General features: G+C 68.4%; 18 protein-coding genes and 1 tRNA gene. 12 read left to right on the top strand and 7 right to left on the bottom strand.

The genetic code is table 11. The features are described from left to right. Positions 1–42: 42 nt before the first annotated feature. Together RF701_RS06395 and RF701_RS06390 are read right to left on the bottom strand one after the other, a co-directional pair. Positions 43–1,263, bottom strand: coding sequence for a dihydroorotase (locus RF701_RS06395; RefSeq protein WP_308814456.1), 1,221 nt, complete (start codon positions 1,261–1,263; stop codon positions 43–45). After that, positions 1,260–2,243: an aspartate carbamoyltransferase catalytic subunit gene (locus RF701_RS06390; protein WP_203309501.1), complete on the bottom strand. Its 984-nt coding sequence runs from the start codon at positions 2,241–2,243 to the stop codon at positions 1,260–1,262. The genes RF701_RS06395 and RF701_RS06390 overlap by 4 nt, the downstream gene beginning before the upstream one ends. A 414-nt stretch (positions 2,244–2,657) precedes the next feature. Here RF701_RS06390 and RF701_RS06385 point away from each other — a divergent pair, with 414 nt between their 5' ends. Next, complete coding sequence (locus RF701_RS06385) at positions 2,658–3,320, top strand: hypothetical protein (protein ID WP_308814455.1); 663 nt, start codon at positions 2,658–2,660, stop codon at positions 3,318–3,320. Positions 3,321–3,443: 123 nt separating this feature from the next. On the opposite strand, the gene RF701_RS06380 is transcribed toward RF701_RS06385, so the two are convergent. The 3 genes from RF701_RS06380 to RF701_RS06370 all read right to left on the bottom strand — a co-directional run bounded on the left by RF701_RS06380 (position 3,444) and on the right by RF701_RS06370 (position 6,233). Continuing rightward, entirely contained in the window at positions 3,444–4,511 is a 1,068-nt protein-coding gene (locus RF701_RS06380; RefSeq protein ID WP_308814454.1) for an NAD(P)-dependent alcohol dehydrogenase, read from the bottom strand. Positions 4,512–4,638: 127 nt separating this feature from the next. Then, on the bottom strand, positions 4,639–5,112 hold the full coding sequence (ruvX, locus tag RF701_RS06375; RefSeq protein WP_308814453.1) for a Holliday junction resolvase RuvX: 474 nt from the start codon (positions 5,110–5,112) through the stop codon (positions 4,639–4,641). Beyond that, on the bottom strand, positions 5,109–6,233 hold the full coding sequence (locus RF701_RS06370; RefSeq protein WP_210358061.1) for a DUF3089 domain-containing protein: 1,125 nt from the start codon (positions 6,231–6,233) through the stop codon (positions 5,109–5,111). The genes ruvX and RF701_RS06370 overlap by 4 nt, the downstream gene beginning before the upstream one ends. A gap of 153 nt (positions 6,234–6,386) precedes the next feature. Here RF701_RS06370 and RF701_RS06365 point away from each other — a divergent pair, with 153 nt between their 5' ends. The 8 genes from RF701_RS06365 (at position 6,387) to RF701_RS06330 (ending at position 12,749) form a co-directional block, all read left to right on the top strand. Continuing rightward, positions 6,387–7,199: a hypothetical protein gene (locus RF701_RS06365; RefSeq protein WP_308814452.1), complete on the top strand. Its 813-nt coding sequence runs from the start codon at positions 6,387–6,389 to the stop codon at positions 7,197–7,199. Positions 7,200–7,248: 49 nt separating this feature from the next. Next, the gene (locus RF701_RS06360) at positions 7,249–7,944 is read left to right on the top strand and encodes an HAD family hydrolase (RefSeq protein ID WP_308814450.1); all 696 of its coding nucleotides are present in this window, start codon (positions 7,249–7,251) and stop codon (positions 7,942–7,944) included. 105 nt (positions 7,945–8,049) lie between these two features. Further along, the gene (gene gatC / locus RF701_RS06355) at positions 8,050–8,352 is read left to right on the top strand and encodes an Asp-tRNA(Asn)/Glu-tRNA(Gln) amidotransferase subunit GatC (protein WP_203309494.1); all 303 of its coding nucleotides are present in this window, start codon (positions 8,050–8,052) and stop codon (positions 8,350–8,352) included. Between the two features lie 43 nt (positions 8,353–8,395). After that, positions 8,396–9,877, top strand: a complete 1,482-nt coding sequence (gene gatA / locus RF701_RS06350) for an Asp-tRNA(Asn)/Glu-tRNA(Gln) amidotransferase subunit GatA (RefSeq protein ID WP_308814449.1) — start codon at positions 8,396–8,398, stop codon at positions 9,875–9,877. Positions 9,878–9,923: 46 nt separating this feature from the next. Next, complete coding sequence (locus RF701_RS06345) at positions 9,924–10,220, top strand: AbrB/MazE/SpoVT family DNA-binding domain-containing protein (RefSeq protein ID WP_308814448.1); 297 nt, start codon at positions 9,924–9,926, stop codon at positions 10,218–10,220. Next, on the top strand, positions 10,217–10,627 hold the full coding sequence (locus RF701_RS06340) for a type II toxin-antitoxin system VapC family toxin (protein WP_308814447.1): 411 nt from the start codon (positions 10,217–10,219) through the stop codon (positions 10,625–10,627). Before RF701_RS06345 ends, RF701_RS06340 begins: the two co-directional genes overlap by 4 nt. Continuing rightward, positions 10,624–12,096 (top strand): Asp-tRNA(Asn)/Glu-tRNA(Gln) amidotransferase subunit GatB, encoded by a 1,473-nt coding sequence (gene gatB, locus RF701_RS06335; protein WP_308814446.1) that lies wholly within the window; start codon positions 10,624–10,626, stop codon positions 12,094–12,096. Before RF701_RS06340 ends, gatB begins: the two co-directional genes overlap by 4 nt. Before the next feature lie 20 nt (positions 12,097–12,116). Continuing rightward, entirely contained in the window at positions 12,117–12,749 is a 633-nt protein-coding gene (locus tag RF701_RS06330; protein WP_308814445.1) for a peptidylprolyl isomerase, read from the top strand. 171 nt (positions 12,750–12,920) lie between these two features. Here the strand turns inward: RF701_RS06330 and RF701_RS06325 are convergent, their stop codons facing one another. Both RF701_RS06325 and RF701_RS06320 read right to left on the bottom strand, forming a co-directional pair. Next, positions 12,921–13,169, bottom strand: a complete 249-nt coding sequence (locus RF701_RS06325; protein ID WP_210358053.1) for a hypothetical protein — start codon at positions 13,167–13,169, stop codon at positions 12,921–12,923. A 14-nt stretch (positions 13,170–13,183) separates the two neighbouring features. Further along, positions 13,184–13,345 (bottom strand): hypothetical protein, encoded by a 162-nt coding sequence (locus RF701_RS06320; protein WP_203309486.1) that lies wholly within the window; start codon positions 13,343–13,345, stop codon positions 13,184–13,186. 113 nt (positions 13,346–13,458) lie between these two features. On the opposite strand from RF701_RS06320, the gene RF701_RS06315 reads away from it, so the two are divergent. From RF701_RS06315 to RF701_RS06305, 3 genes are all read left to right on the top strand, one after another. Beyond that, positions 13,459–13,543, top strand: a tRNA-Leu gene (locus tag RF701_RS06315). A 71-nt stretch (positions 13,544–13,614) separates the two neighbouring features. Continuing rightward, positions 13,615–15,312 carry a trigger factor gene (gene tig, locus RF701_RS06310; RefSeq protein WP_308814444.1) on the top strand — a complete coding sequence of 566 codons (1,698 nt, stop codon included), beginning with the start codon at positions 13,615–13,617 and terminating at the stop codon, positions 15,310–15,312. Between the two features lie 309 nt (positions 15,313–15,621). Beyond that, entirely contained in the window at positions 15,622–16,554 is a 933-nt protein-coding gene (locus RF701_RS06305; protein ID WP_210358051.1) for a glycosyltransferase family 2 protein, read from the top strand. Positions 16,555–16,600: the final 46 nt, after the last annotated feature.

Below are 16,600 nucleotides of genomic sequence, written 5' to 3'. Positions count from 1 at the left end.
GCACGGTCGACGCCTCGGCATTGGACGCTGGCCGTCGCGTCCTCAGATCTCGCGGCCGCCCTTCCACAGGCGCAGCACGCGACCCTGAACGGGCAGGCCGTCGAAGGGCGTATTGGCACCGCCGCCGCTGAACGCGGTGCCGTCGATCTGCCAGGGCGTGTCGGCGTCGAACAGCAGGAGGTCGGCGGGCTTACCCGCCTCGAGCGTGCCCGTGTCGATGCCAAGCACCCGCGCCGGATTGGCGGCGAGCAGCGCAAACAGCCGGTCCATCGCCAGGTGGCCGTCACGGACCAGCATCAGCGCCAGCGGCAGCAGCGTCTCCGCACCCGCCATGCCCGGTGTCGAATCGGCGAAGGGCAGGCGCTTCTCCTCCGGCCCCTTGGGGTCGTGACCGGACGCCAGCACGTCGATCGTCCCGTCGGCGATGGCGGCAAGCGCCGCCTGCCGGTCCGCTTCGCCGCGAAGCGGCGGGGAGAGATGCGCATAGGTCCGGAAATCGCTCGCGGCGATGTCGGACAGGTGCAGATGCGCGGGGGTGATCCCACAGGTCACGCGCACCCCGCGACGCTTCGCCGCGCGGACGAGGTCGAAGCTCGCGGCGGTCGTCACCTGCCGAAGGTGGAGGCGTGCGCCGCTATCCTCCGCCAGCATGATGTCGCGCGTGACCGCCAGCGCCTCGGCGATCGCGGGCGCGGAGGCGAGGCCCAGCCGCGTCGCCGTCTCGCCGTCGGTCGCGACCGCCCCCTGCGTCAGCCCGCCGTCCTCGGCATGCGTGACCACCGCGATATCGAGATCGCGCGCATAGGCGAGGACACGGTGCATGACGCCCGAATCAGCGATCCAGCCCTTGCCGGTGCCGACGGCCTTCGCCCCGGCGGAGGCACAGATCGCCATCTCCGCCATCTCGGCGCCGGCGAGACCGCGCGTCGCGGCGGCGATCGGATGGATCCACAGGTCGGGCTTGCCGATCAGGGCGGCGCGCTGGACGATGCCGGGATCGTCTAGGACCGGGCGACCATCGGGCATCAGCGCGACGCGCACGATGCCGCCGGCGCGGCATGCGGTGCGATCGACCGCGAAGATGCCGAAATCGACGATCCCGGGCGCCAGCACCTTGCCGGCGCAGTCGACCGTCAGTGCATCGGCGGGAACGTCGATCGTACCGGCGGCGACGATCGCCCCGTCGCGGACCAGAAGCCCGCCGTCGCGCGTGCCGGCGACCGGGCAGACGAGCCGCGCGTTAAGAAAAGCGGTGACGGTCATGCCCAGCCCTCCACCTTGCGCGCGCGTCGGGTCAGGATGTCCAGACACGCCATGCGTACCGCCACGCCCATCTCCACCTGCTCCGTGATCGCCGATTGCGGACCGTCGGCGACGCTCGAGTCGATCTCGACGCCGCGGTTCATCGGCCCCGGGTGCATGACCAGCGCGTCGGGCAGGCGCGCCATACGCTCGGGCGTGAGCCCGTACCGAAGGCGATATTCGCGCGTCGACGGGATATAGGCGCCGTCCATCCGCTCGTTCTGGACGCGCAGCATCATCACCACGTCGGCGCCGACCAGCGCCTTGTCGAAATCGGTGAAGGCGGTGACACCCATTCGCTCGATCGCCGGGGGCATCAGCGTTGATGGCGCGCAGACGCGCACTTCGGCCGCAAGCGCGGTCAGGCTGAGGATGTTGGACCGCGCGACCCGGCTGTGCAGCACGTCGCCGCAGATGACGACCCGCTGGCCGGCGATGCTGCCGCGGCGACGGCGGATGGTCAGCGCGTCGAGCAACGCCTGGGTGGGATGTTCGTGGCGGCCGTCGCCTGCATTGAGCACCGGGCAGTCGACCTTGTCCGCGATCAGGCGCACGGCGCCCGATGCCATGTGGCGGATGACGATGACGTCGGCGCGCATCGCGTTCAGCGTCTGCGCCGTATCGATCAGCGTCTCGCCCTTCTTCACACTCGACTGCGCGGCATGCATGTTGACGACATCGGCGCCCAGCCTCTTGCCCGCGATCTCGAAGCTGAGCAGCGTCCGCGTCGAGTTTTCGAAGAAGGCGTTGATCTGGGTGAGGCCGGCAAGCCGCTTGTCGGGGGCGGCATGGTCGCGATTCGCACCGATCCAGCGCTCCGCCTCGTCGAGCAGGAACATGATCTCGTGCGGCTGGAGGCCGTCGATGCCGGTCAGATGCCGGTGCGGAAAGACGGCGCCGCCAGGAAGCTGCGCGGCGGGGCGGTGATCGGACGCTGTCATCGAGAGCGCCGGGTATACGCGCGCGGGCCGGGGGGCAACCTGCATCGCGACGCGGCCGGCAGGCCACGAACGGCTGTCGCCATTTCGATCGGAGATAGAATAATATCCGTATCGGACTATTCTTTGGTTGATGCCGTAGGTCGCCGAGGACAAAAAGGCCGAAGTAACTCACTTCAGTAGATGAAGGGACCCGCAATGCGTAGCTTAAGCAGCAAGCTGACGAGATTGGTAGGAGGCGGACAGCAGCAGGCGCCGGTGTGCGTAAGTACGCCAGGGCCTTACAATATACCTGTCGTTGTATGCACATGCCCGAACGGAAGTACCCCCACTACTACTACGAACACCAATGGATCAATAACGGTCAGGTGCTGATTCATGTGCTTCAGAAATCTAGTCGTTCTTGCAACTGCTAGATTGTTGCCCATTTGGTTCTTCATGCCGCAGGCGCAGGCGACGATACGCGCGCTGCCTATCTCCGATGCGGGTGAGATCAGGGCGCTGACCGCGATATGCGGGGGCAAGAAAGCGGCGTATTACGACGAGAAATCCAACGTCCTTTGTATCGATGGCCAATTTGACGTCGAGGGGCGGCTCGAACGGATGATCACCGGTCGATCCTATCGTGACGATCTCGTCGTCGTCGCCAAGAGCCCCGGTGGTGGCCTGCAGACGGCGCTCGACACGACGCGGTACCTGGAACGATACCATTACACGATCATCGTCGACGGCCTCTGTGCCTCCGCCTGCGCGCAATTTCTCTTCATGGGCGGCACCTACAAGATCGTCACCGGCAAGGGCATCGTCGCGATGCACGGCGGGCCCATGTCCGCGGCGTACATCGACAAGATGTCCATCACGCCCGAGGGCAAAGCCAATCTCCGGCGCGAGAACGAGGAATTCCGGGAATTCTATCGGACCCATGGGATCGATGTTGCGATCACGACCAACGCCCCGCAGTCGGTCCTCGACGCGATGAAAAAGGGCGAGACGCTGTTCTGGGCCCCGCCGAGAGCGGAGTTCGAGCGATCCGGAGCGAAGAACGTTCGGTTCGTCGATGCGGACATCATGCGACAGTGAGCGCGGTGCCGCGGCCGCGCAACGCATGGGCCGCGGCGACCGCGACGGCGCGCGCGCACGCCATCGCGCCGGCAAGGCGGCGCCGCGTCGATCCCGCCTCCGCGGGACGCGCGGCGCCCGGCCTCACGCCGCGGAGTCGAGCGTCGCCATGTCGATGACGAAGCGATACTTGACGTCGCTCTTCACCATCCGGTCGTAGGCGGTGTTGATCTCGTCCATCCGGATCATCTCGATGTCGGCGGTCAGGCCATGCTCCTTGCAGAAGTCGAGCATCTCCTGCGTTTCCTTGATCCCGCCGATCAGCGAGCCCGCCAGCGCGCGGCGCGCGAAGACGAGGTTGCCGACGGAGGGGCTGGGATGCGGCTCGGCGGGGACGCCGACGAGGCACATCGTGCCGTCGCGCTTCAACTGTACCAGTAGCGCGTCGAGATCGTGGGGGGCGGCGACGGTGTTCAGGATGAAATCGAAACTGCCCTGGTGCGCGGCCATCTGATCGGCGTCCTTCGATACGATCAGGTCCTTTGCGCCCAGTCGTTGCGCATCCTCGCGCTTGTTGGGCGAGGTCGAGAAGACATAGACTTCCGCGCCCATCGCGTTGGCGATCTTGACGCCCATGTGGCCGAGCCCGCCCAAACCGACGATGCCGACCTTCTGCCCCGGGCCGACCTTCCAATGATGGAGCGGCGAATAGGTGGTGATGCCCGCGCAGAGCAGCGGCGCGACCGCGGCGAGATCCTGCTCGTCATGGCCGATGTGGAGCACGAAGTCCTCGTCGACGACGATATGGTCGGAATAGCCGCCAAAGGTGTGGCCGTTCATCACCGGGTCGGGACCGTTATAGGTGCCGACGAAGCCCCCGCCGGTGCAATATTGCTCCTCGCCGTCGTGGCAGGAGGGGCAGTGGCCGCAGCTGTCGACCATGCAGCCGACCCCGGCGATGTCGCCGACCTTGAACTTGGTCACCTCGCTGCCGACCGCGGTGACGCGGCCGACGATCTCATGGCCGGGCACGCAGGGATAGAGCGTGCCGTCCCACTCACCGCGGGCGGTATGGAGGTCGGAGTGGCACACGCCACAATATTGGATGTCGATCGCGACGTCCTTGGGACCGGGATCGCGGCGTTCGAAGCTGAACGGCGCCAGCGGCGCATCGGCGGATTGGGCGGCGAAGCCGTTGGTGGGGGTCGGCATGGCTGAAGTCCTCGATGGAAATCGGATGGGGCAGGACGCCCGGAGGGCCTCCATGTGGCGCTGCAACGCGGCATGGCCAATCCGGCTCCTGCCGAGAACTGTCGATCAGCCCGATCGACGTTTCCGATCAATCCTGGACGGGAACCGCCACCAGTGCGTCTATCGCCGCCTGCAGGATGTGGGCGGCGGCGAGATTGTCGATGCGTTCCGCGCGCTTGGCACGGCTCATGTCCTGTTCGATCATCGCACGCTCGACCGCGACGGTGGACCAGCGCTCGTCCCACAGCAGGATCGGCAGGCCGGTATCCACCATGTTCCGCGCAAAGGCGCGCGTCGACTGGGTGCGCGGGCTGTCGCTCCCATCGAGGTTGAGCGGCAGGCCGATGACGAGTCCGCGTACGCCCTGCGCCGCGATCAGGTCGGCGAGCTGCGCCTTGTCCTTGCTGAACTTGGTGCGGCGAACCAGCAGCGCAGGGCTCGCGAAGCTCCAGCCGGCATCGCACAAGGCGGTGCCGATCGTCTTCGTGCCAACATCGAGCCCGAGCAGGCGCCCGCCCGCGGGCAGCGCGGCGCGGAAGGCGGCTGCGTCCGTCGTGATCATCGCGCGGCCTTGCGCTGCGTCTGGAATGCCGCGAGGCGGCGGTCCGCGTCGGCGCGGACATTGGCCCAGAACAGGCTGTAGTCATAGACGTGGTAGTTGTTGCCGGGCAGCACGTAATTGCCGAGGTCGGGCGGCGATGCGCCGATCATCAGCAGGCCGCGTCCCTGACAGGCGGCGGGGACCTTGCCGGGTGCGATCGCCGCGGTGCTGAGATCGGCGGAGGGAAAGAGCGTGCCCAGGTTCTCGCTTGCCGGTGCGGTGGCATCGGCGGTGCCGGTGAGGGGATTGGTACAGACCATCGGCGTATCCTTGCGCGGCCTGCCGTCGAAGCCGATCGTGCGATCGTAGGTCTCGAGGATCAGCGAAGGATCGGCGGGCTCGGCGAAACTCTGCCACGAGAGGAGGCAGCCGGCCTGATCGGCGCGCGTGCATTCGGGCAGGCCGAGCGCGGCGAGATCGGTCGCCTTCGACACGGGCCAGCCGACGACATAGACCGCGACGATCCGCCGCGCGAGCGGCTTGCCCGCGACCTTCTCGCGGAGCAGCCGGGTCAGGTGGAGCGCGCCCTGGCTATGGCCGGCGAGGATGATCGGACGCTTGGGGTCGACCTGCGTGAGGAAGGCGTCGAACGCCGCGGCGACGTCGCGATAGGCAAGGTCGAGCGCGCGGTTGGCATCCGCGACGCTGGTCAGGAAGGCACCGAACGTCGCCTGCCGGTAGCGGGGTGCCCAGATCTCGCCCGCGGCGTTGAACGCGCTCGCCTGACCGCGCAGGAAGATCGCGGCGCGTGCATTGGTCTCCGGTTCGGTGAGCGTCGCGTTCCAATGGTCGCGGCCGATATAGCTGGTCGGGTGGATGAAGAAGACCGCGGCGGCGGGCGCTTCGGCGGGCGCATAGCCGGCGGGCGCCCAAAGCGCCGGATTGCCGGCGATATCGGGCCGCGCGATCCACATCCGCGCCTCGCGATAGGTCGCCGGCGTGACGCCGGGCTGCGCGCGGAAGGTTTCCGAGGGCACCAGGGCGGCACGCAGCAGCTGCGCCCCGTAATAGCGATAGGCGATCCCCGCGGCGAGCACGAGCGCGATCAGAACGGCAATGACGTAGAGGAACTTGCGGGCCAAGCCTCGCTCCTGTGCGGTGATGGCGCGCGTCCTGCCCGACCGCGCGCGGGGACGCAATGGCGACCGGATAAGGGGAATGTCCGTTTCGGTCGCAAAGCGTTAACGCTTGTGTGCGACGATCGCTCGGTCGGGGAGATGACGAAAGGGAGGGACGTGATGTGGGATATCACGGCATGGCAGCGAACGGCACCGATCCGTCAGGCCGCGGCGTCGGGGGCGCCGCGTGCCGTCAGTCAAGCGGGCGCGCCCGGCGCCGAGGAGAGCGTGGGGACAGCGGACACGGGATCCGCGGACAGGGTGGACTTCACGCGGATCAGTCCGCGGCAGCTGGGCAGGGTCGTCTCTGCTTTGGTCGAGTCCGGGCGCATCGGCGCTCAGGCGCTGGCCGGCGCAACGGACCTGGTCCAGTCGCGCGCCGATGCGGATACGCCGCTCAACATGATCGCCTATCTGAGCCACGAGGCCGAGGCGAATGCCTCAGCCCCGGGCGGGCTGGGCATGGCCTTTCGGCAGCGGGCGGCGCTGGCGGCCATGATGGGCCTGCAGCGCGATGCGGGCCTGCCGGTCGTCTACGACGATCGCTATCCGACGGCGCCGCAGGGACGGCCGACAGAGGATTCGAGCGCCAAGCTGAAGGCCGCCGTCGCCGCGTTCCGGGCCGAGGCGGCGCAGACCCCCGCGCAGCGTCTCGCCAAGAAACTTCGGGCGGACATCATGCGCGAGATGAAGGTCGGGGAGTCCGATCTGAGGGCGATGGCACCCGACGCGCGCGCCGCGCTGGAACGCCGGATCGACGAGGAGGTGGCGCGCCGCATGGCGACGCTGGGCTTCGGCGGCGGCGACGGCAAGGCCGCGGCATCGCCGCGGGCCGATGCGGCCGCCGCCTATGCCGCATCCGCCGGATCGGACGGGGCGGCCGCTCCCGCGGGCGGCGTGTCCGAGCGCCCGTCGCCGCCCGCCGCCTGAGCGCGCGCCCTCTTTGCACGGGCGCGCGTAGCGGGCACAGGCCGGCGTCATGCCGATCGACCTCATCTGCCTCGATGCCGACGATACGCTGTGGCACAACATGCGCCACTTCCAGGCGGCGCAGGATGCCTTGCAATCCATGCTGCGGCCCTTTGCGGACGCTGCGATCACGCGCGCGACGCTCGACGCCTGCGAGGCGCGCAACCTTCGGCTGTACGGCTATGGCGCCAAGGGATTCACGCTGTCGATGATCGAGACGGCGACGCAACTTGCCGGCGACACGCTGCCGACGCGAATGGTCGTCGACATCCTGGATGCCGGCCGTGCGTTGCTGGCGCATCCGGTCGCATTGCTGGACGGCGTGGAGGCGACGCTGGATCGGCTGGCCGACATGGCCCGACTCGTCCTGGTGACGAAGGGGGACCTCATGCACCAGGAGGCGAAGCTCGCCGCATCCGGGCTCGGCGATCGCTTCGCAGGGATCGAGATCGTCAGCGACAAGACGGCGGCGACGTTCCGCCGGGTCTTCGCCGCTCATGGCGTCGCGGCGGCGCGGGCGGCGATGGCAGGGGATTCGATGCGGTCGGACGTGCTGCCGGCGCTCGAGGCAGGCGGATGGGCGGCGTATATTCCCCAGGAGGGCGCCTGGGCGCATGAAGCCGCGGCGGAACCGGTGGGGACACCGCGCTATGCGCGTCTGGAGCGACTCGCGGACCTGCCGGACTGGATCGCCGCGATCGCCTGATCGGCCCTAGGCAGGCGGACGCGCGGGTGCCGACGGGCCGCCACGCTGGCGCATGCGGGGGACAGGCGCTTGCACCGTCCCGCGGCAGCGGCTAGCCGCTTGCCCATGTCCGTAGACACCACCATTGTGAAGAAGATCGCGAGCCTCGCGCGGATCGCGATCACCGACGAGGAGGCCGCCCGGCTCGCGCCGGAGCTCGGCAATATCCTGGGCTGGATCGAGCAGCTGGGCGAGGTCGACACGACCGGCGTCGAGCCGATGACCGCGGTCATCCCAAACAGCCTGCGCCTGCGCGACGACGTGGTCGATGCCGACCCGCTGACCGGCGGCGGCAAGCGCGACGAGCTGATGGCCAATGCCCCGGAAGCGGAGCACGGCTTCTTCACCGTGCCGAAGGTGATCGAGTGATGACGCAGCCGCATCGTTCGATCATCCGCGCAGGAGACATTTCGTGACCGACCTCACCACCCTGGGCATCGCCGCGATCCGCGACGGCGTGCGCGCCGGCGATTTCTCCGCGGTCGAGGTAGCGGAAGCCTTCGTCGCCAAGGTCGCCGCGGCCAAGCCGCTCAACGCCTTCCTCGTCGAGACGCCCGACCATGCGCTGGCCGCCGCCCGCGCCGCCGATGCCGCGCGCGCGGCGGGAGAGGCGCCCAAGGCGCTCGCCGGCGTGCCGATCGGCATGAAGGACCTGTTCTGCACCAAGGGCGTGGCGACCACCGCGGGGAGCCACATCCTGGAAGGCTTCACGCCGACCTATGAATCGACCGTGTCGCAGAATCTGTGGGACGCGGGCGCGGGCATGCTCGGCAAGCTGAACATGGACCAGTTCGCGATGGGATCGTCGAACGAGACCAGCGCGTTCGGCAACGTCATCTCGCCGTGGCGGCGCGCCGGCGGCAACGAGTCGCTGGCGCCGGGCGGATCGTCGGGCGGCAGCTCCTCCGCCGTCGCGGCGCGGCTGTGCCCCGGCGCGACCGGCACCGACACGGGCGGCTCGATCCGCCAGCCCGCTGCCTTCACCGGCATCAGCGGCATCAAGCCGACCTATGGCCGGTGCTCGCGCTGGGGCGTGATCGCCTTCGCCTCCAGCCTCGACCAGGCCGGGCCGATGGCGGTGGACGTGCGCGACTGCGCGATCATGCTGGAAGCCATGGCGGGTTTCGACCCGAAGGACGCGACCTCGCTCAAGCTCGACGTGCCGGCGTGGGAGGCGGGCCTTTCCGCCGACCTGACCGGCAAGCGCGTCGGCATTCCGAAGGAATATCGCGTCGACGGCATGCCCGCCGAGATCGAGGCGCTGTGGCAGCAGGGGATCGCTTGGCTGAAGGACGCCGGCGCGACGATCGTCGACGTGTCGCTGCCGCACACGAAATATGCGTTGCCCGCCTATTACATCATCGCCCCGGCGGAGGCTTCGTCCAACCTCGCGCGCTACGACGGCGTGCGCTACGGCCTGCGCGACCTGCCGCAGGGCGCGGGGCTGCAGGACATGTATGCCGCGACTCGGGCCGATGGCTTCGGCGCGGAGGTGAAGCGCCGGATCATGATCGGCGCCTACGTGCTCTCCGCCGGATTCTACGACGCCTATTACACGCAGGCGCAGAAGGTGCGCACGCTGATCGCGCGCGACTTCGAACGGGCGTGGGAGACGTGCGACGTCCTGCTGACGCCGACCGCGCCGTCGGCGGCATTCGCGCTGGGCGAGAAGTCGGCCGATCCGATCGCCATGTACCTGAACGACGTCTTCACCGTGCCGTCGAGCCTCGCCGGCCTGCCGGCGATGAGCGTGCCGGGCGGGCTGGATGCCGCGGGCCTGCCGCTGGGCCTCCAGGTGATCGGCAAGCCGCTCGACGAACAGGGCGTGCTCAACGCGGCCCTCGCGATCGAGCAGCGCGCTGGCTTCACCGCGCGGCCCGAGGCGTGGTGGTAGACGCTCGGCCGCGAAGGTGTTACCTTGGTAACACTGGAGGCGCGCGATGAATGCACCGCTCGACAAGCGCACGACGACCAATATGACGAGCAAGGGTCAGGTTCTGATCCCCAAGGACGTGCGCGACGCGATCGGGCTGGTGCCCGGTCGACCGGTGGAGGTGGGTATCAACGATCGCGGCGAGGCGGTGGTCTTGCCGGGCAAGCGCTGGCCGGACGAAGCGCCCGAGGAGCGCGCGGCGCGGATAGAGGCCTTGTTCGCCGCGGTGCGCGCCAACCCGCAATTCACGCGTCCCACGGACGAAATCATGCGCGACTTGCGCGGCGACGAACCGCTGCCGTGATCCTGCTCGACACCAACATCATCATCGATCTGCTGAACGTGGTGGAGACGCCCGCGACCATCTGGTCCCGCCGGATCTATACGCAACTGGTGGCGGCCGACGCGCTCGGATGCAATCATGTGATCGTCGCAGAGGTGGCGGCGGGTGCCCAGCGGCCGGACGGCCTGGCCGTCGATCTGGAAAGGTTCCAGATCGAAACACTCCCCCTGACGCAGGAGGCGGCTTTGGCCGCGGGCAAGGCCTTTGCGACCTATCGTCAGCGGGGCGGTGCCCGCCAGTCGATCCTGGCGGATTTCCTGATCGCGGGCCATTCCGTGACGCTCGACGCCGCTCTCGTCACCCGCGACTGCAGGCTCGCCAGCTATTTCCCCGACCTAACCCTCATTACCCCAGAGACGCATCCATGACCGAATCGACGTATCGCATCCAGGGCGCCACCGGCGAATGGGAGGTCGTGATCGGCCTGGAGGTCCACGCGCAGGTGACGAGCAACGCCAAGCTCTTTTCCGGCGCGGCGACCGCCTTCGGCGCGGAGCCCAACACGCAGGTGTCGCTGGTCGACGCGGCGATGCCGGGCATGCTGCCGGTGCCGAACCGCGAATGCATCCGCCAGGCGGTGCGCACCGGCATGGCGATCGACGCGCAGATCAATCGCTGGTCGCGGTTCGACCGCAAGAATTATTTCTACGCCGACCTGCCGCAGGGGTACCAGATCAGCCAGCTGTATCATCCGCTGGTCGGCGAGGGGCATCTCGACGTCAGCCCCGACGACAAGAACCCCGACCAGGTCAAGCGGATCGGGATCGAGCGGATCCACGTCGAGCAGGACGCGGGCAAGCTGATGCACGACCAGCACCCGACCAAAAGCTATGTCGACCTCAACCGGTCGGGCGTGGCATTGATGGAGATCGTCAGTCGCCCGGACATGCGTTCTCCTGCCGAAGCAGGGGCTTACCTGACGAAATTGCGGTCGATCCTGCGCTATGTCGGCAGCTGCGACGGCAACATGGACCAGGGATCGATGCGCGCCGACGTCAATGTCTCGGTTCGCAAGCCGGGCGAGCCCTTCGGCACGCGGACGGAGACGAAGAACGTCAATTCGGTGCGCTTCGTCATGCAGGCGATCGAGCATGAGGCGAAGCGACAGGTCGCGGTGCTGGAGGACGGTGGCGCCATCGTGCAGGAGACACGGCTGTTCAACCCCGACACGGGGCAGACGCGGTCGATGCGGTCGAAGGAAGATGCGCAGGATTACCGGTACTTTCCCGATCCCGACCTGTTGCCGCTGGAGCTGGACGAGGCGTTCCTGGACGAATGCCGGGCGAGCCTGCCCGAACTGCCCGACGCCAAGCGCGCGCGGTACGAGGCGGCGGGCATCTCGCCCTATCAGGCGGGCGTGCTGACCGCGGAGGTCGAGGCGGCGCGCTGGTTCGATACACTGCTCGACGCGGGCGCGGCGCCGGTCGCGGCGGCGAACTGGACGACGTCGGAGCTGTTCGGCGCCCTCAACCGTACGGGCCGCGACATCGCCGATTCTCCCGTCAGCCCGACACAGGCGGCGGAGCTGCTCGCGCTGGTCGCGGACGGCACGCTGTCCGGAAGCCTGGCGAAGCAGGTGTTCGAGGTGATGCTGGAGACGGGTGACGCGCCGGCGAAGATCGTCGAGGATCGCGGGTTGAAGCAGACCAGCGACACGGGCGCGATCGAGGCGGTGATCGCCGAGGTGCTGGCAAAGAACCCCAACCAGCTCGAACAGTATCGCGGCGGCAAGGAGGCGTTGTTCGGCTTCTTCGTCGGCCAGACGATGAAGGCGATGGGCGGCAAGGCGAACCCCGCCGTCGTCAACGATGTGCTGAAGAAGGCGCTGGCCGGCTGAACCCGATGGGAGATACGCGGATGATCGTGCGAGGAGCGCTCACGGCGCTGGCGATATGGGCTTGCAGCCCCGCGATGGCGCAGCAGGTGCCCGCGCCCGCGCCCGCTCCGGTGGCGCTGCCGCGCGTCGCGCTCGATACGACCGCGGGGCGGATCGTGATCGAGGCGGACACGGCGCATGCGCCGATCACGGCGGGCAATTTCCTCAAATATGTCGATGGTCACCGGCTGGATGGGGTCGTCTTCTACCGCGCGGTCAAGGTGGCCGACCAGTTCGGCTTCATCCAGTTCGGCACGAACGGCGACCCGAGGAGGGTGCTGCCCCCGATCAGGCACGAGCCGACCACGCAGACCGGACTGCACCACACGAGCGGAGCGATTTCGGTCGCGCGCTTCGAACCGGGCAGCGCGCGCGGCGACTTCACCATCAGCGTCGGTGACCAGAGCCCGTCGCTGGATGCCGACCCCGCCAAGCCGGGTGACAACCTGGGCTATGCCGCTTTCGGCCATGTCGTCGAGGGGATGGACGTGGTGACGAAGATTCTCGACACCCCCGTCTCGCCGACCGCCACCGTGAACGGCGCGTTCAAGGGGCAGGTGTCGGTCGAGACGATCCGCGTGATCAGCGCCCGACGCGTTCCGCCCGCTCCCTAGAGTCCGATCCATGAGCGTGGAGGCGGCCTCGGCGCTCGCCCCAACCGGCCGCCCATCCACGATACGCCGTGCGGGCGGCCGGGTGGGGGCGAGGGCCGGCGTCGCCCCGATCCAGCCTTGCTGGATCACACACGAGGCGGGGCCACCCCTGGCGGCCGCCCCGCCCGTGCATCACTGCTGGGTCAGGTCCTGGTTCTTCACCTCGCCGCCGGTACCGCTGTTGCCGTCGAAGGCGCCGGTATCGGTGAAGCGGGAGGGCTCTTCGCCTCCCTCGCCGCGGGCGACGGCATCGGCGCGGGCCTCGACCACCTGCTGGATGTCGGGACGGGGGTCGTCACGATCCTCGGCGGGCGGGCTGTCTGGATTGTCCTCCGGCGCGTCGGCGGGAAGGTCGTCTGGATGCGGATCGGTCGGGCTCATGGCGCAGCGGCTCCTCAGACTTCGCTCGGGGTCTGCGTGCCCGGATCGGTGGCGGGCGTGCCCGGCGACGGCTGGTCGATGTCCGGGGTCGGCGGCGTGATCTCCGGCGGCGGCGCGGTCGGCTCGACGGGCTGGGGCGAGGGGGTAGGGGCTTCGGGCGGCGGCTGCGTGGCCATGGCTTTCTCTCCTTGTACGGCTTTCCTCAACGCCATCGTGCGGCGAACGGTTGCCTCCCCTTGTGCCTTTGCGCCATGCTGATATAGACGCGCGCCCAACGGCGGGTCCTCATGCGGGCGTGGCGGAACTGGTAGACGCGCTGGATTTAGGTTCCAGTATCGCAAGATGTGGGGGTTCGAGTCCCTTCGCCCGCACCAGTCCCGCCGCCAGTGGCGGGACCGGAAGCCTCAAAAGATTTCAGGCATTTTCTCCAGATCGAAGGCCCAAGATGCAGACTGTCGAGACGTTGAACGAGGGGCTGAAGCGCGCCTACACGCTGACCATCACCGCCAAGGACATCGACGCCAAGGTCGACGCCGAGGTCAAGCGCGTCGCCCCGCAGGTGCGCATGCCCGGCTTCCGCCCCGGCAAGGTGCCGGCGAACCTGGTGCGCAAGATGCACGGCGAGGCGCTTGCCGCCGACGCGCTGAACAGCGCGATCCAGCAAGGCGTGCAGGCGCTGATCGCCGACAAGGGGCTGCGCCCCGCGATGCAGCCCTCGGTCGAGCTGAACGAAGGCTATGCGCCGGGCAAGGACGCCGAGGTCAAGGTCGAGCTCGAAGTGCTGCCGACCGTGCCGACGCCGGCGATCGACGCGCTGAAGCTGGAGCGACTGACCGTTCCCGTCGCCGACGCGCTGGTCGACGAGCAGCTGCAGAAGTTCGCCGACCAGTCCAAGCGCTGGGACGATGCGGGCGACAAGGCGGCCGAGATGGGTGACCTGGTCACCGTCGACTTCGTCGGCAAGACCAGCGACGGCGTCGCCTTCGACGGCGGCACCGGCACGGACATGGGCGTCGAGCTCGGCTCGGGCCGCCTGATCCCGGGCTTCGAGGAGCAGCTGGTCGGCGTGAAGGCCGGCGAGGAAAAGACGCTGAACGTCACCTTCCCGGAGGATTATGGCGCGGCGAACCTCGCCGGGCAGCCCGCGACGTTCGACATCACCGTCAAGTCGGTGAAGACCGCCGGCGAGAGCAAGATCGACGAGGATCTGGCCAAGAACCTCGGCCTCGAGAGCCTCGAGCAGCTGCGCGGGCTGATCAAGGGTCAGATCGAGCAGGAGCATAACGGGCTCACCCGCACGCACATGAAGCGTAAGCTGCTCGACCAGCTCGCCGAGGGGCATGATTTCGAAGTGCCGCCGTCGATGGTCGAGGCCGAGTTCCAGCAGATCTGGCATCAGCTCGAGCATGAGGCGAGCCACGAGGAAGATCCGCAGGCGGCGCTGGCCGAGATGGAGGCCGAGCGCGACGACTATCGCAAGATCGCCGAGCGTCGCGTCCGCCTGGGCCTGTTGCTGTCCGAGATCGGCCAGTCGAACGGCGTCGAGATCAGCAGCCAGGAGATGAATCGCCTGATCGCGCAGGCCGCGCAGCAGTACGGCCCGGAAGATCGCCAGCGCTTCATCCAGTATGTCCAGCAGGAGCCGATGGCGGCCGCCCAGCTGCGTGCGCCGCTGTACGAGGACAAGGTCGTCGACTTCCTGTTCGACAAGGCCGAGATCAGCGACCGCGAGGCGACCCGCGAGGAGCTGGAAGCCGCGATCGAGAGCGAGGACGGTTTCGCGACCGGCACGCATAGCCACGACCACGACAATCCCAAGCCGCGCAAGTCCGCCAAGAAGGCGGATGCCAAGGCCGAGGGCGACGAGGCGAAGCCCGCCAAGAAGGCTGCGGCGAAGAAGCCGGCCGCCAAGGGCGAGGACGCCGGCGCAGTCGAGGCTCCGGCGGCGGAAGCGGAGGCCGAGGCCGCGCCCGCCAAGAAGCCGCGCGCCAAGAAGGCCGCCGCGCCGGTCGAGGCGGAGACGCAGGTGACCGAAGCGTCGCCGGTCGCCGCCGAGGCCGCCGAAGGGACCGAGGCCGCCGACGCAGCGCCGGCGAAGAAGCCGCGCGCCAAGAAGGCCGCGGCGCCGAAGGCCGAGGGCTGATCGAGGGGAGGGGGCATTGCTCCCTCCCTGCTCGTCGTCCCGGCGAATGCCGGGACCCACTGACGCGCATGGCGAGGGGGCGCGAACTCTTCGGTTGTTCCGCATCCATGGGTCCCGGCATTCGCCGGGATGACGCATGTCTGGGGCTTGTGCATCGACCCCTAACGTCATCCCCGCGGAGGCGGGGATCCAGACGCGCAAGGCCCACAGGGGTTCGGGCCATCAGCGTTTCTGGATTCCCGCCTGCGCGGGAATGACGCTAAATGGGACGCGGCTTTTGTCCGCTTGCATGAAGACGGGGGCAGTGAAGTGACGCAGCCGCGAATCGCAGTCCTGCTGCCCTGCTACAACGAGGAAGCCGCGATCGCGCAGACGGTGGCGGGGTTCCAAGCCGCGCTGCCGGACGCGACCGTCTACGTCTACGACAACAATTCCCGCGACCGCACCGTCGAGGTCGCGCGCGCGGCCGGCGCCGTGGTGCGGCGCGAGCGCATTCAGGGCAAGGGCAACGTCGTGCGGCGGATGTTCGCGGACATCGACGCGGACGTCTATGTGATGGCGGACGGCGACGCGACCTATGACGCGGCCTCCGCGCCGGCGCTGGTCGCGCGCCTGATCGAAGACCAGGCCGACATGATCGTCGGCAGCCGCATCAGCCAGGTCCAGGAGAGCTACCGCCGCGGTCACCGCTTCGGCAACGCCTTGCTGACCGGCATGCTCGCGCGGCTGTTCGGGCGCAGCTTCACCGACATCCTGTCGGGCTATCGCGTCTTCTCGCGCCGCTTCGTCAAGAGCTTCCCATCGCTGTCGTCCGGGTTCGAGATCGAGACCGAGATCAGCGTCCACGCGCTGGAGCTCAAGATGCCGGTGGCTGAGGTGGAGACGCCCTATTTCGCGCGGCCGGAGGGCTCGACCTCGAAGCTCAGCACCTATTCGGACGGCTGGCGCATCCTGCGCACGATCGTCACTCTGTACCGGATCGAGCGGCCGCTGCTGTTCTTCGGCCTCATCGCGGCGTTGCTCGCGCTCCTCGCGGTCGCGCTCGGCATTCCGCTGGCGATCACCTATATGCAGACCGGGCTGGTGCCGCGCTTTCCGACCGCGATCCTGATTACCGGGCTGATGACGGTCGCTGCGCTCTGCTGGTTCGCCGGGCTGATCCTCGACACCGTGGTGCGTGGGCGGCGCGAGGTTCGGCGGCTCGCCTATCTGGCCCTGCCGGCGCCGGGCAACGGGGCTTGAACTGTCCGCCGGGAGCGCCGATGTTGGCGTTCCTTAGGGCACAAGA

This window comes from Sphingomonas sp. GV3 (assembly GCF_031082075.1).
GTDB lineage: Bacteria > Pseudomonadota > Alphaproteobacteria > Sphingomonadales > Sphingomonadaceae > Sphingomonas > Sphingomonas beigongshangi.
Note: the sequence above shows the minus strand (reverse complement) of the source record. Positions and strands in the feature narration are given on the sequence as shown.

Excerpts from the sequence above, each read along its gene's own strand:
- RF701_RS06395 (WP_308814456.1), bottom strand. The coding sequence starts at position 1,263 with ATGACCGTCACCGCTTTTCTTAACGCGCGGCTCGTCTGCCCGGTCGCC.
- RF701_RS06390 (WP_203309501.1), bottom strand. The coding sequence starts at position 2,243 with ATGACAGCGTCCGATCACCGCCCCGCCGCGCAGCTTCCTGGCGGCGCC.
- RF701_RS06380 (WP_308814454.1), bottom strand. The coding sequence starts at position 4,511 with ATGCCGACCCCCACCAACGGCTTCGCCGCCCAATCCGCCGATGCGCCG.
- ruvX (WP_308814453.1), bottom strand. The coding sequence starts at position 5,112 with ATGATCACGACGGACGCAGCCGCCTTCCGCGCCGCGCTGCCCGCGGGC.
- RF701_RS06360 (WP_308814450.1), top strand. The coding sequence starts at position 7,249 with ATGCCGATCGACCTCATCTGCCTCGATGCCGACGATACGCTGTGGCAC.
- gatC (WP_203309494.1), top strand. The coding sequence starts at position 8,050 with ATGTCCGTAGACACCACCATTGTGAAGAAGATCGCGAGCCTCGCGCGG.
- RF701_RS06345 (WP_308814448.1), top strand. The coding sequence starts at position 9,924 with ATGAATGCACCGCTCGACAAGCGCACGACGACCAATATGACGAGCAAG.
- gatB (WP_308814446.1), top strand. The coding sequence starts at position 10,624 with ATGACCGAATCGACGTATCGCATCCAGGGCGCCACCGGCGAATGGGAG.
- RF701_RS06330 (WP_308814445.1), top strand. The coding sequence starts at position 12,117 with ATGATCGTGCGAGGAGCGCTCACGGCGCTGGCGATATGGGCTTGCAGC.
- RF701_RS06325 (WP_210358053.1), bottom strand. The coding sequence starts at position 13,169 with ATGAGCCCGACCGATCCGCATCCAGACGACCTTCCCGCCGACGCGCCG.
- RF701_RS06320 (WP_203309486.1), bottom strand. The coding sequence starts at position 13,345 with ATGGCCACGCAGCCGCCGCCCGAAGCCCCTACCCCCTCGCCCCAGCCC.
- tig (WP_308814444.1), top strand. The coding sequence starts at position 13,615 with ATGCAGACTGTCGAGACGTTGAACGAGGGGCTGAAGCGCGCCTACACG.